Raw genomic sequence first — 14,725 nt, 5'->3', positions numbered from 1 at the left:
TGCGGCGCTGACGGGTGGAAGGAAGCCAGGCATGCCGTCGCGGCGCGACCAGGTCCAGTCGTACCAGTTCTTCGTCCAGCGGATGACGTCCGCGCTGGTGGCGAGGGACCCGGATCCGGCGGTCGCCCCGTTTCAGCGGCTTGGCGGCGCGGGCCTCGGCGGGGTCATGGTGGCGGTGCTGTGCCTCGGCGCGGTCGGCGTCTTCGGCTTCATCGTCCCCGGTGGAGCGACCAGCTGGCAGGACGGCGCCTCGGTGATCCTGGAGAGGGAGACCGGCACCAGGTACCTCTACCGCGAGGGGCACCTGCATCCGGTGGTCAACTACGCCTCGGCGCTGCTGGCGCTGGAGTCCTTCGCCCCGGTGACCGACGTGTCACGCAACTCCCTGGCCGGTACGCCCCGTGGCCCTCGGATCGGCATCCCGGACGCACCGGACGCGCTGCCCGACGCGAAGCGGATGCTGACCGGCGGGTGGACACTGTGCTCCCAGGCCGTCCGGGACGAGTCCGGTGAGCTGGTGACCACCACGGTGCTGACCGTCGGCCGGCCGCCGCTCGGTGGCCGGCCCACCGACGACGGGGCGCTGCTGGTCCGCGACGCCGACACCGGGCACCTGCAGCTGATCTGGCGGGACCAGCGGCACGAACTGGTCGACGAGGACATCGTCCTGGAGGGCCTGGCCCTGCGCTCCGAGCCGGTCGTGCTGGTCGGCGGGGCCTGGCTGAACGCGTTGCCGGCCGCGGAGCCGATCGGCAGCCGGCCGGTGCCCGGCCGGGGCGAGCCGTCGACCGCGCTGCCGGACGCGGTCACCGGCGAGATCTACGTGGTCGAGAACCAGACCGGCGACCGGCAGTACTACCTTGCCGAACGGGACCGGCTGGCACCGCTGACCGAGTTGCAGGCCGAGGTGCTGCTCGCCGATCCGGGCACCCGGGACGCGTACGGCGGCGAACCGCCGACCGCGCGGCCGGTTGCCGCCGCCACCGTGGTCGGCGCGCCGCGGGCGGTCGAGTCCGGGGAGACCGGCGCCCGGTCGCCGCAGCGCCGACCGGACATTCTGCGGCTGACCGACGGCCGGCAGAGCGTCTGCGCCGGCTATCCGCCCGGCAGCCACCAGCCGCAGGTGCTGGTCGACGCGCAGGTCGAGCCGCCGACGCAGGCGATCGTCACCCCGGCGCGCACCGCCGACGGCGTACCGCTGGCGGACCGGGTGGTGATCGAGCCCGGCCACGGCGCGTTGGTCGAGTCGATGCCCGCGCCGGACGCCCCGGCCGGCACCCTGACCCTGGTGACCGACCTCGGCGTCCGCTATCCACTGGCGGACCGGGCGGTCGCCGCGATGCTCGGCTACCCAGAGGTGGAGCCGGTACGACTACCCGCCAGCCTGGTGGTGCGGCTGCCGGGCGGGCCGGCGCTGGAACCGGCGGCGGCCCGACGACCAGCTTGACCGGCTATTGTGGATTGAGGGACGGCGGGCGGGTGGCGGTCGGACCGTCCTGATCGACCGGTATCGGTCTGGCGTCACTGGACACAAGGAACTACCGTTTCCGTTGACAGATGGTGCGTCCGCGCACCATGCGGCACCGCCCCTCGGATTGCGGGGCATCCCACCAGAGGACGGGGTGAAGACCACCATGACCGGGATGAACACCAATACCGGGCTGATGGTTCAGACCGAGAAGGACGTCGATGACGTCGCGAACCGGCTGACCGGCAACCTGAACCAGTTGATGGACCAGCTCATGCCGCTCTACGACCAGTGGAAGGGCATCGGTGCCGGCTCGTTCCAGCAGGTGCGTCAGGCGTTCGACGAGGACATGGCGCGGCTGAACCTGGCGTTGCGGTCGATCGCCGAGGCGGTCGGTTCGGCGGGTAAGGACTACGAAGTCAGCGACGATGAGATCAAATCCGAGATGGATTCGGCGGGGGCGACCGCCGGCCAGATCACTGCGGCGCTGAAGCTCTGACCGGAGGGATCGAGATGGACATCCGCTACGATTTCGCCGCGCTGAACAACGCCGCCGACAATTGCGGCACCGCGGCCAAGAACATGATTCAAGAGCTCGACGGCCTCAAGACCGGCATCCAGCCGTTGGTGGCGACCTGGGAGGGTGACGCGCAGACCGCGTACCTGACCCGGCAGGCGGAGTGGGAGTCTGCCGCCAACGACCTCAAGGACCTGCTCAACCGGATCGAGAAGGCGCTGCGCGAAGCGGCCGTACGAATGCAGGCACGCGAGGCGGCCAACCGGGCCAAGTTCGAGTAGACGACTCGGTCACCGACCAGCCGGTCCGGGCACCACGAAGTACGCCTCCTGCGGATCGGTGCGCGTACCGCCTTGCGACGCCGCGCCGCTGCGGTCGACCATCCGCCGGGTCGGCTGCCAGCGGCGGCGTCGGCCACTTGGCAGTGCCGCCACGGTCACCGCGACCACCAGGATCAGCAACGCCGTACCGGCGGCGACCGCCACGGCGGTCCGGGTCAGCCGCTGCCAGCGAGCTGCCCGCTGCGCCGCGGCGACATCCGGCACGACCGTCGGCAGCGCCGGCGCGCCGACCGGCTCGCCCGCCGTCAACCGCTCGGTCACCGCCCGGTACGGATTGACCACCCCGTGGCCGTAGCCCGCCGACCGGCCGCCGGATGCCGGATCCGCCGTCGCCGTCAGCCGCCGGGCCACATCGGCCGCCGACAGATCCGGCTCGGCGGCCCGCAGCAGCGCCGCTGTCGCGCTCACCACCGGGGTGGCGTAGCTGGTGCCGGCGACCACCTGGTGCCCGGACACCCGGGTCGCCGCCACCACCGCCCCACCCGGCGCCACCAGGTCCACGTAGTCACCGACCTGGGAATCCGCCAGCCGTACGCCGTTCTCGTCGATCGCCCCGACGCCGATCACCCCGTCGAACGCCGCCGGGTACGGCGTCGGATCCGGCGGCGCGCCCTGCTGGTGGCTGTTGCCGGCGGCGGCCACCAGCACCACGTCAGCCCGCACGGCGCGCTCGACCGCGGCCCGTACCGCCGGGTCCGCGCGGTACATGGTCAGCGACATGTTGATCACCTTCGCGTCGCTGGCCACCGCGAGGTCGATCGCCTCGGCCAGCCGGTCCGCCGGTGAGGCGGAGCCGTCCTGCCGCGCCTGGATCCGCTCGGTGACCCGGATCGGAACGATCGTCACCCCTGGGGCGATGCCGTGGAAGCCGACGCCGTCCACCCTGGTGGCGGCGATCAGGCTGGCCACGGCGGTGCCGTGCGAGGCGCAGTCCACCGTGCCGTTGACCTCGACGCCGGTCAGGTCGAAGCCGGCAGCCACCTGACCGGACAGTTGTGGGTGGTCGTCGTCGACCCCGGAGTCGATCACCGCGACCCGTACCCCCGACCCGTCGGTCACCGGCCAGCCGCGTTCGGGCGCCAACCAGCGCTGATGCCAGGAAATCTGAGGGATCACCGGACCGGGGTCGGCAGGGCTACGGCAACTGCCCGGGGCAGCAGACGCCGGCACCGCCGCGACGACCGGCAGGACGCTCGGCGCGCCGGTCAGCAGTACGCCCAACGCGACGGCCAGCAGCCGGGTCGGTGACCGCATCAGCTGACCTCCAGACCTCCCGTACCGCCCGACATCCTAATCCAGCTGCGGCGACCAGCGGGCTCGTGCGGCTGGCACACATTCAGTATCGTCGTCATGACGCTTCACCGGCGGTGCCTGGCGACGCCCACTCAGTGCCCGGCAGCGCCCGGTGTGACGCGGCGACGGGGAGGGACACGATGGACGTGCACGGCCTGCGCGCCCGCGCCGACGAGTTGATGACACAGTTCGACCGGATGCGCTCCGGCGCCGCCGACCTGCAGCAGCAGCTGCGGGCGGTGTCGGCCACCGTCACCTCCGACGACGGGCTCGTCACCGTGACGGTCGGGCCGAGAGGACAGGTCACCAAGGTGGAGCTCGACCCGCGGATCTACCGCCGGCCGAACGCCGCGCAGCTGTCCACCACGGTCACCGATACCATCCGGGCCGCCACCGCTCAGGCGATGGCCGAAGTGGAGCGGATCTGCCGGCCGCTGGTGCCCGACGCACAGTTCCAGGCACACATGGACTTCGATCTTGAAGGCATCTTCCGCCAGCTCGACACCGACCTGCCCGGGGGTGACCGGAAATGACCGAGCCGCAGCAGACCTTCCTCAACCCCGACCGGGCCCGCCCGGCCGGCAACGCGCTCGGCGCGGCGGCCGAGTCACTGGCCGCCGAGTGGTCCCGCGTCACCGGCAGCATCCGGGCGCTCAACGAGGCCCGACCGTGGGGCGACGACGAGGCCGGGCGGACGTTCAACGAGCACTACCTGGACGGCGGTGACGAGGCCCCGGCGAAGGTGACCCTGGACGCCGGTGACGATCTCATCGCCGCGTTCGCCGACACCGGTCTCCGGATCGTCTCCTCGGTCGACGGCACGGTCGCCGACGACGGCGCGGTCGGCGACAGCTTCGGCGGCGGCAGGTAGCCCGGTCGCTGTCGGAGGGCCAACGACGTGGCGATCATCAATCCCCGGGAGTGGTTCGGCGAGTACGGGTGGGTCTGGGATGCCGTCACCTGGGTGAGCGCCGGTGAGGCGTGGCCCACCGGCGACGAGGACCAGATGCGTGAGCTCGCCGCCGCCTGGCGTGAGCTCGCTGAGGTGGTACGGGTCGCGTTGGCCGACGCCGACCCGGCCGCGCTGCGGGTCATCGAAAGCTGGGGCGGCGACGCGGGCGCCGAGTTCGCCAACTTCTGGCAGCAGGTCGGGGTCGGCCCCAACACCGGGCTGCCGGTCCTGCAGAAGGCCGCCGCCGCCTTCGCGAACGGTTGTGACACCGCGGCCAGCGAGATCGAGTACGCGAAGCTGACGATTCTCATCGCGGTGGCCATCACGGTGATCGCGGTGTTCGTGGCGTTGCTGATGGCCTGGCTGGGCGGCGTCTCCGCCGGTGCCATCCCCGGCATCCTCGCCGCCGGCCGGCAGGCGGTCACCGTCGCGTTCCGCCGGCTGCTGGCCCAGCTCGGCCGGCAGCTGCTCACCCAGGCCGGGATGCGGGCCGCGCTGCAGGGTTCGGCCAGGATCGCCACCACGCACGTCACCCAAACCGGCGCCCAGCGGCTCGGCACCCAGTTGGGCATCGAGCTGGCTCAGGAGATCGGCGAAGAGCTGATCATCGACATCGGCGCCCAGGCGTTCCAGGTCGCCCAGGGCAACCGCGACGACTGGGACGGCCGGCGGACCCTCACCGCCGGGGTCGGCGGCGCGTTCGGCGGCATGCTCGGCTTCGGCGGCAACCGGCTGCTGCGTAACACGGTCGCGCCTCGGGTGCCGGTGTCGTTCCGGCCGCCGGCAATGAATTTCCGGGCCGCTGGCGTCGTTCGCTGGGGCGGCCGGTCGGTCGCCGCCGGCTTGCAGAACGCGGTCATCTCCCCGGCGGCCAGCGTCGCCGCGAACCTCGCCGTCAACCAGCAGTGGACCAGCCCCGGCTGGCAGGGGGCGCTCGGCGGTTTTACCAGCGGTGCCGGTCGGGGTGGTGCCACCATGGCGGCGTCCTCCGCCGGCAGCACGGCCGCCGGCTGGGCCAACCGGCTGGGTGGTGTCGCGCCGCCGGCCGGCGTGCCCGGCACCGTCGACCTGGCCGGCATTGCTCCGGTGACGAGCGTGGACGCCGCCGGGCTCGACCTCGGCGCGACCGGGTCCGACCCGGCCAGCGGTACGGGTACCGCCGTCCCGGCGCCGGTCACGGCTGACCCGACGCCGCAGACCGTACCGGATTCCGGGGCCGGCTCCATCTCGTTGGCCCCGACCACGCAGGACGCCCCGACGACCCAGGCGGCCCCGACGGTCGTCGACCAACCCGGCATCCAACCGACTGTTGGTGCCGAGCCTCCACCGGTGGTCACCTCGGGTCAGCCGGCGGCGGTCGGCGTGGGCGACACCGCCAGCCCGGCGAACGCGCGGTTGACCGACGCGCCGTTGACCAGCACAGCCTCGCCGGACGTCACGGCGCCGGACGTCACGGCGCCGGACGTCACGGCGCCGGACGGTGTAGGGCCGACGCGGGCGGACGACGGGCCGCCGGTACAGGTCGTCGTCGGTGCCCCGGCCGGGGTAGGTATCTCAGCGCAGGCGGCGGCTCCGGCCGTGATCGCAGCCGGGCCGCAGAGCTCCCCGCCCACACCGGGTTCGACGTCGACATCGGCTGCGACGTCTACACCGGCGACGACGGCCACGTCGGGGCCGGCTCAGTCCGGAGCCCAGACGACTGCCCAGGCCGCGGCGGCGGCGTCAACGGCCGGTGGCAACCCCACGGCTGCTCCACGGAGCTCGTCGACCGGCACCACCTCGGCGCCGGTCCGGCCACCGGCGCCGGTGGCCGGACCTACCGCCGGGCCCTCCGCCGGCTCGGTCAGCTTCGGGCCGGCCGTCGCCGCACCAGCCGTACCGGCTCAGCCCGGCCAGTCGGTCGGCACCCCGACCGGGACCACCACGACGGGGTCGGCGTCGGCCGCGACCAGCCCGACCACGACGACCAGCCCGACGCCGCCGGTACTGCCGCCGATCGGCCCACCGGCGTCCGCGCCGCCGGCCGCGACCACCGGCGGCCCGGACCAGCCGGTCGGCCCGGCGCCCCGGCAACCGTCCGCCGGCACCACCGTCGACCCGCAGACCCTGCAGCGGTCGGCCGGCCCTACCGGCACCGGTACGCACAGTTGGCAGCTGGACCCGGTCCGGTTCGACGGCGATCCGAACAGCACGGACGCCGACCAGGCGCTCATCGACGCGTCCCGGGCCCTGGTCGACGCCGTCACGGGTGCGGTGACCCGGCACCAGCAGCAGGCCACCCAGGGCGAACAGATCTCGATGGGTAAACGGCCGGGCGTGGTCGGCGCGTTGATGACCCGCAGCGGGCAGCTCACCACACACAGCAGCATGACCGCCGACCAGAGCACCGACCCGGCCACCCAGCCGACGCCGCACCCGCTGGTCGAGACAGTGCTCGCCGAGGTCGCTCAGCAGGTCAGCCGGGTCGGCAGCGGGCACGGGCGGTGCGCCGAGGTCGCCATGGTGTCCGATGTGGTCTACCAGCTGGATCGGCAGTGGCAGGATGCCGGCCGGATCGGCGACTTCGCCGCGTACGCCCGATCGGAGCTGGCCGGGGCGCGGATCGTCACCCACCAGTTCCGCCGCGCCCAGGACGTCGACGTGGTGTACGAACATGGCGACTACCGACCACCCTGCCGGTCGTGCGGGCCGATGCTGGAAAAACTCGGCGTCACCCCGGTGGTGGACACCGAACGGATGCCCGGCCCGACCGTACCGCCGGATTCCGGCGCGTTGGGTGACGGCCGGGCGCTGCCGGAGACCAGACCGACCGGCGACATGCAGGGTCTGGTGCCGCCGGACCCCGCCGACCAGCAGGCGTTGACCGACGAGGTGCCGGTCGGGCCGGACGGCCGTCCGGCCCGGCACCCCGACCCGCGCGACGGCCGCTGGCCGGAGCTGGTCAACGACGGCGGCCCGGCCAACCCCGGCCGCGGCACGAACTGCGCCGACGTCGGCCTGTCCGTCCTCGCCACCTGGTACGGCGACCCACAGGTCGCGGCGGCGACCGGCGCGTCGGTGACCGCCGAGCCGGCCGGCACCCGGCGTCAGGAACAGTGGCTGGGGGCGTCCTTCGCGCCTGCCGGCCGCGGGCCGGCCGGCTTGGAGGCGGTCGCCGACCAGCTGCGGCGCGCCGGCCCCGGATTCGCCGCGCTGATCATCACCAGCTGGACCGCTGCGGCCGGCGGCGGCGCGCACACCTGGAACGCCGTCAACCACGACGGGCAGATCATCTGGATCGACGCGCAGAGCCGGCAGGTCTCCGACGCTGCGCCGATCTACGGCAGCGAGGTCGACGGGGTCTGGTCGATCGTCCTCGACGCCGACGGCAATCCGATGCCGGCCGACGGCCCGCAGACGACTGCGGTGTCGACGACCGGGGCGACCGGTGAATCGGCGTACCTGGATGCGTTGACCGAATCCGACCGGGCCACGCTGCTCGCCGAGCTGGCCGCCGCCCAGGTCGATGCCGATGCGATCCTGGCCGAGCTGGGGACCATCGGCGACCGGCTCAACACCGATCTTGGCCTGGCCGGCACCGCCGCGCTCACCCCGCTGGGCAGTGAGTACCGGGTCAAAGGTGCAGAGTCGCTGGCCCGCAAGTTCAGCACCGACTTCGAGCCGAAGGGCTACACCCTCCCGGAGGCGCTCGCCGAGATCAACGACGTGGTGCGGTTCTCCGTACGGGCACCGGAGACCGACGCGTACGGGCCGGCGGTTGCGGGAGTGCTCGACGCGTTGACCGCCGGCGGCCACCAGGTGACCGACGTCAAGAGCTTCTGGCACCCCGGTAACCGGTTCTTCGGGCTGAACTGCACCCTCGTCACGCCCACCGGCCGGACATACGAGGTGCAGTTCCCCACCGTCACCAGCTGGGCGATCGGCAAGCAAACCCATGGTCCGTACGAAGTGATGCGTGACCCGGCGCGGACCCCGGCCGACCGGATGCACGCCTTCCTCGACATCCTCACCGTCAACAAGGCGCACGACATTGCCGGCCGGATGCCCGGTGGCATGCCGGTGCTGACCGAGCGGTACGGCCCACCGAAGGACACCAGCTTCGCCAAGTGGATCGGCAAGCAGGACCAGGCCGGCCTGCGACAGGACTACGTCGACTGGCTGGCCGCCGACCCGAGTCGCAGCTTCCGGCAGGAGTTGGCTGCGCGAGGATTGGACCCGTCCGACCTGCCCGGATTCGATCCCGATGCGATAGGAAGCACAGATGCCGACCCTGACCTTCCGCTACCACCTGCTGTATCGGACGGACGACCAGACCCGGCCGCCGGTCAACGTGATAGCGGTGGCGGCCGGCACCGGGCCGACCCAGGCGGTGATCTGGGACCGTCCGACGTCGAGGTGGGGCTTCCGGCCGGACGTGGCGGCGTCGATCCTGTACGCCGACCCGGAGCGCCACAGCGTACGGGCAGCGGACCGGGCGACGGCGGAGTCGGTGACGCACCACTTCACGACGGTGCCGTTGCCGAGCGAGCCGGAGCTGACCCGCATCTGCCAGGAGGCCAGCCGATAGCTGGCGGCCCTGCCGCGGATACGACGAGCTATCTCGATCGGCTGTCCGACGCCGAGCGGCAGGAGCTGGAGCATGGCGTGGCGGCTGCGGGGGAGAGCGCGCAGGCGATCCAGGCAACGCTGGACGACGTCCTTGTCGGGCTACGAATGATGGGTGACCTGACCGGTGTGCAGGAACTCAGGCTGCTCGGGACCGAGTATCGGGTCAAGGATCCGGAGTCGCTGGCCAGAAAGTTCGTGACAGAGCACCGCCCTGTTGGCGATGACATACCAGCCGCGCTCGCCGTGATCAACGACGTCGTCCGCTTCTCCGTGCAGAGCCCCGTTGGGCCCGCCTACGGTGCCGCGGTCGACCGTGTCCTCAGCGGCCTTGAGTCGGCTCATCATCAAGTGGTGACCGGCAAGGTCTTCTGGCATCTCGGCAACAGATTCTACGGCCTCAATGTCGCTCTTCGATCATCTGAGGGTCAGCTGTACGAGATTCAGTTTCCAACCGAGGCGAGCTGGCGAGTCGGAAAAGCGACTCACGGATTGGATGAGGTGCTGCGGGACAGGGACTCTCATTCGGCTGATCGCGTCAACGCTTTCCTCGACATTCTCGCGCTGAACAAGGCGGCCGGACTGGCCGACGGGCTACCCGGTGGCCTCGATGTTCTGGCAGACCGGTTCGGGCCGGCGAAGTTCCATGGACTTGCGGCGTGGCTAGGCAAGCTCGACTCAGGTACGGCTCCGGACAACACTGTTCGGCAGCGCTATGGCGAGTGGCTCACTACAACTCAACAGACTCTCGTCGACGTGCTTACGGCTCGGGGACTTGATTACACTGACGTGCCCGGGTTCGGGCTGGACCGGAGAGGTGATGTGGGTGGCGGACTTGGAGTTCCAGTACTTCCTGCTGTACCACCCGACACGTCCGTCGGACCACCCGGCGAACGTGATCGCCCTAGCGAACCATCCGGGCCCGACGATGGCGGTGACCTGGGACCGACCGACCGCCAAGTGGAGTTGCCAGCCGGACGTCGCGATAGCAGTGCTGTTCGTGAACCAGGAGCGCAACAACTTTCGAGGAGTGGACCGGGTGTCGGCGGAGTCGGTGACGCATCACTTCACGGCGATGCCGTTGCCGAGCGAGGCGGAGTTGACCCGGATCTGCCAGGAGGCCAGCCCGACCTGACGGCTTCTCTCGTCGCAAGCGACCCTTCGTCCGATTCAGTCGGGAATTTAGAGCCGATTCCCTACCTGGACAGCCTTTCGGCTGGCGACCGGGAGCTCCTGGCCACGGCTCTGCTTGCTGCTCGCCAAGACGCCGATATCGTACTCGCAGACCTTGTTGTGGCGGCTGCCGAGGCCGGCGCGGAGATTGGACTCGTCGGGCCGGAGAGGCTTACGCCAGTAGGTCTCGAGCATCGGGTAAAGCATGCTGAGTCATTGGCGCGGAAGTTCAAGGTGGAATTTGAGCCTATCGGGCTTGATCTACATGGGGCGCTCGGCAAGGTCGGTGATCTAGTTCGATTTTCGCTCCTGGCGCCAGAGCGACATTATGGCTCGGCGGTTAATGAGACGTTGGATGGCCTGGTTGGTCGGGGATATGAGGTTCAACAGGTCAAGTCCTATTGGAATCCGGGGAACAGGTTTTATGGGCTGAACACTGTTCTTGTATCTCCCAGTGGTCGCGTATTCGAGGTCCAGTTCCCGACGAAGCGAAGCTGGCTAGTTGGTAAGCAGACCCACGGTTGGTACGAGGTCGTCCGAGATCCTGTTCGGTCATCCGAGAGCAGGGTTGAAGCGTTTCTAAATATTCTAATAATGAACAAATCGACTGGGCTGTCGTCGCAACTTCCGGGCGGCCTGGAACTGATTTCTGAAACTTACGGAAGTTCGATCCAAAATGGATTTGCAAAATGGATAAGTGATTCTAGGTGGCGCAACGTTGCCAGTGATTTCGCGATATGGTTGAATGGGCAAGGAATCACGTTTTCGGAGTTTGCTGGCCGTCTCGGTCTCGATCAGGTGGACTTCGTGGGACTTGCCGATCAGATAGCGCAAGGGAGGGTCTCGGCTGACTATGACATTCATCTACTATCTGATGTACCCGCCAGGGGAGCTGGATGGGACTCCGGCGAACGTGCTCGCGCTGGCTCAAGAGCGCGGACCGGTGCAGGCCGTGATCTGGGATCGCCCGACGCAGAGGTGGAACTTCCGTCCGGACGTAGCAGCGGCGTTTCTCTACTCGACGCCGGACCTGGAGCAGACCAGGCTCGTCGATCGGGTGATGGCGGAGTCGGTGACGCATCACTTCACGGCGGTGTCGTTGCCGAGCGAGGCGGAGTTGACCCGGATCTGCCGGGAGGCCAGCCCGACCTGACCGGCACCCGGCCGGTGTCCGGTGCGGGCCGCGATACCGGGTCAACGACCCTGGCGTCGGCGAATGCCGCAGGTGAGTCGTCGACATCGCCGGAGCAGGGAGGGGTCGTCGATGACCGCGGACGAGGCCAGAGCACTGATCGGCAGACTGCCGGGCAGCAGGAACCCGATCGAGATGTATCCGTTCGAGTTCGGCTGGCTGGTCCGGGAGGAGTTGTCGACCCAGGAGCGGCGAGCCGGGATGCACATCGGTCAGGGGAGCTTCATCGTGGACCTGACGGGCGTGGTGACCGCCCAGCCGAGCCTGCCGGCGACGGTGGTGGTCGAGGAGTACGCGGCGGAGCGTCGGCAGGGCCGGATCTCGGGTCGGCAGGTGTGGCCGGAGCCGGGCCCGCCACCGGAGTAGCCGACCGGGCCGTACCCGTGGCGGGCGGCGATGCGCCGCTGGCCGGCTCGCGTCCGGTTGGTCCGTTGCATTTGGCGCCGTTGGAGGAGGTGGGTTTTCAGGCTGATCTTGAGGCGGTGTTGTGGTCGGGTGGTGGGTTTGTGGTGGGTGCGGATCCGTCGTCGCATCCGTTTGGTGGGTTGGTGAATGATGGTGGTCCGGGGCGGTCGGGTCGGGGCAACAATTGTATGGATTGTTCGTTGGCGGGGTTGTCGACGTTTCTTGGTCGGCCGATGGTGTCGTTGCCGCGCTGGCCGGACATCCTGCCGGACGGCGCCGTCGACCGGCAGACCGGCGAGGCGGCCGGTGTCGACCGGGCCGAGGAGTGGTTGGGCGGGGAGTGGGTCGGTCCGTCGGCGGACCTGCCAGGTGGGCCGCAGGAGCGGGCGGTGGCGGTCGCCCGGCAGTACGCGCAGTTGCAGGATCGGGTGGCGGCGGCCGGGCCGGGTAGTGCCGCCCTGGTTGTTGCCGACTGGCTCAGTGTGGACGAGCGTACCGGGCAGGTGCAGGTCGACGCCGACGGCAACGCCCTGGCCGACGGCTCGCACGCGTTCCTGATCGTCTACCCGTACGGGGCCGACGGGCCGGTGTGGTGGGATCCGCAGGACGGCCAGACGTGGCCGGTGCCGCCGACGCACATCGTCGCCGCCACCCATGCGTTGTGGTCGATGGATGCGCCGGCAGCGGGTGGAGGGACCAACAGTGACTCGGGACGAAGCGCAGGAGCTGATCCAGCGGCTGGTCGGGACACCGAATCGGATGGCGCTGCACGAGTTCGAGTTCGGCTGGCTGGCGCAGGAGATCCTGAGTCCGCAGGAACGCGGCACCGGGATGCGGGTCGGCCTGGGGAGCTACATCATCGACCGGGACGGGACGGTGACGGTGCACGGCAGTCTGCCGGTACCGGTGACGATCGGCCGGTACGCGGCGGAGCGTCGGGAGGGGCGGATCTCGGGTCGGCAGGTGTGGCCGGAGACGGACTCGCCGGAAACCGAGTAGCTGACGGAGGCGCCGGAGTAACTGACGGAAGCTCCGGTGTAGTCGCCGGCGCCGATGGGCTGTCGGGGCCGCGCCCGGTTGGTCCGTTGCATTTGGCGCCGTTGGAGGAGGTGGGTTTTCAGGCTGATCTTGAGGCGGTGTTGTGGTCGGGTGGTGGGTTTGTGGTGGGTGCGGATCCGTCGTCGCATCCGTTTGGTGGGTTGGTGAATGATGGTGGTCCGGGGCGGTCGGGTCGGGGCAACAATTGTATGGATTGTTCGTTGGCGGGGTTGTCGACGTTTCTTGGTCGGCCGATGGTGTCGTTGCCGCGCTGGCCGGACCGGGCGGGCGACGGGACGATCGACCGGGTCACGGGTGAGGCCGACGGGATCAGCCGGGCCGAGGAGTGGTTGGGCGGGGAGTGGGTCGGTCCGCCGGCGGACCTGCCGGGGACACCGGTGGACCGGGTGGCGGCGGTCGCCGAGCAGTACGCGCAGTTACAGCAGCGGGTGGCGGCGGCCGGCCCAGGTAGTGCAGCCCTGGTCGTCGCCGACTGGCTGAGCTTCGACCAGGACACCGGACGGCTGCACCTGGACGCCGACGGAAACGCGCAGGCGGCCGGCTCGCACGCGTTCCTGATCGTCTACCCGTACGGGGCCGACGGGCCGGTGTGGTGGGATCCGCAGTACGGCGGAACCGCGACGCAGCCGCCCGCCGAGTACCTGGCGGCGACGCACACGTTGTGGTCGATGGATGCGCCGACGGCACGGGGAGGGACCAACAGTGACTCGGGACGAAGCGCAGGAGCTGATCCAGCGGCTGGTCGGGACGCCGAACCGGATAGCGCTGCACGAGTTCGAGTTCGGCTGGGTGGCGAGGGAAATCCTTTCGCAGACGGAACGAACTCAGGGGCTGGGTCTGGGCCAGGGGAACTGGGTGATAGACCACGACGGGACGGTGACGGCCCACCGGAGCATGCCGCCATCGATCATCATGCAGGAGTACGCGGCGGCCCGCCGGGCGGGCCGGACGACCGGCCGCCAGGTGTGGCCACTGACGGACCAGCCGGAGCCGAACCACTAGCCACCGCCGGGCCGGACGGGTCGCTCAGCGCCGCGCCGGACGGACTGGTCAGCGCCGCCGCCGGGACGACCTTCGGCGGTGCGCTGCACGCCGCCGACCCGGTCGCGGTCGCTGCGGCGGTACGCGACGCGCTCGACACTGGACTGCTGCCGGCCGGTGCGGTCGCCGACCCGGACGCCGGCACGGTCACCCTCGACACCCCGGCCGGGCCGGTGACCGTCACCCTCGCCGTGACCTCGCTGCCGCCCGGTACGACGATGGCACCCGTCGCCACCATCGCGACGCACGCCGACGGGGCGACCGTACGGGTGTCCGATCGGGCCTCCGCCGACCATGTCCGGCGGGCAGTCGCCGCCGCACTGGCCGAAGTGGATGCCATCGCCCAGGATCGGGCCGACGGGCTGCGTACCGATGCGACGACCGCGCTCGCCGAAGGCGCCCGGCCCGAAGGTGACGGACAGCGGCAGCTGACCGCCCGGGACATCGGCCGGCTGGCGGAGCTGCGTACCGTCGCCGACCAGTTGACGCAGGCCGGCACCGGCCGGCACGCCGACCCGGCCCAGGTCGCCCAGTTGCATGCCGAAGCGGTCGGCCTGCTGATCAGCAGCGGGCTGCTGGAACCGTACCCGGGGCACCGGGTGCACAGCCTGGTGCCGAACGTACCGGTGGTCGGGCTGGCCGCCACGGATGCCCGGTTCGCTGCCGTCCGTACCCAGTT

Annotated in this window: 6 protein-coding genes and 1 pseudogene; 6 read left to right on the top strand and 1 reads right to left on the bottom strand. The window is 70.5% G+C overall.

The features are described from left to right. Nucleotides 1-31 precede the first annotated feature (31 nt). From eccB to ACFHWU_RS12840, 3 genes are all read left to right on the top strand, one after another. Nucleotides 32-1,447, top strand: coding sequence for a type VII secretion protein EccB (eccB, locus tag ACFHWU_RS12850; protein WP_416554036.1), 1,416 nt, complete (start codon nt 32-34; stop codon nt 1,445-1,447). 196 nt (nt 1,448-1,643) lie between these two features. Further along, a complete protein-coding gene (locus tag ACFHWU_RS12845; RefSeq protein ID WP_416554038.1) occupies nt 1,644-1,967 on the top strand; it encodes a WXG100 family type VII secretion target in 324 nt (107 codons plus the stop codon). A 14-nt stretch (nt 1,968-1,981) separates the two neighbouring features. Beyond that, complete coding sequence (locus ACFHWU_RS12840) at nt 1,982-2,266, top strand: WXG100 family type VII secretion target (RefSeq protein ID WP_282232770.1); 285 nt, start codon at nt 1,982-1,984, stop codon at nt 2,264-2,266. A gap of 9 nt (nt 2,267-2,275) precedes the next feature. On the opposite strand, the gene mycP is transcribed toward ACFHWU_RS12840, so the two are convergent. Further along, on the bottom strand, nt 2,276-3,583 hold the full coding sequence (mycP, locus tag ACFHWU_RS12835) for a type VII secretion-associated serine protease mycosin (RefSeq protein WP_416590678.1): 1,308 nt from the start codon (nt 3,581-3,583) through the stop codon (nt 2,276-2,278). 176 nt (nt 3,584-3,759) lie between these two features. Between mycP and ACFHWU_RS12830 the strand changes: the two genes are divergently transcribed. From ACFHWU_RS12830 to ACFHWU_RS12820, 3 genes and pseudogenes are all read left to right on the top strand, one after another. Continuing rightward, a complete protein-coding gene (locus tag ACFHWU_RS12830; RefSeq protein ID WP_416554040.1) occupies nt 3,760-4,152 on the top strand; it encodes a YbaB/EbfC family nucleoid-associated protein in 393 nt (130 codons plus the stop codon). Beyond that, nucleotides 4,149-4,490: a hypothetical protein gene (locus ACFHWU_RS12825; protein WP_416590648.1), complete on the top strand. Its 342-nt coding sequence runs from the start codon at nt 4,149-4,151 to the stop codon at nt 4,488-4,490. The genes ACFHWU_RS12830 and ACFHWU_RS12825 overlap by 4 nt, the downstream gene beginning before the upstream one ends. A 135-nt stretch (nt 4,491-4,625) precedes the next feature. Then, nucleotides 4,626-13,604, top strand: a pseudogene (locus tag ACFHWU_RS12820) (toxin glutamine deamidase domain-containing protein); the annotation flags it as partial. Nucleotides 13,605-14,725 lie beyond the last annotated feature (1,121 nt).

The sequence above is a fragment of the Micromonospora sp. LOL_015 genome (assembly GCF_048060275.1).
Classification (GTDB): Bacteria; Actinomycetota; Actinomycetes; order Mycobacteriales; family Micromonosporaceae; genus Micromonospora_E.
The sequence above is the reverse complement of the archived record's forward strand: the minus strand, read 5'-3'. Positions and strand labels throughout refer to the sequence as shown.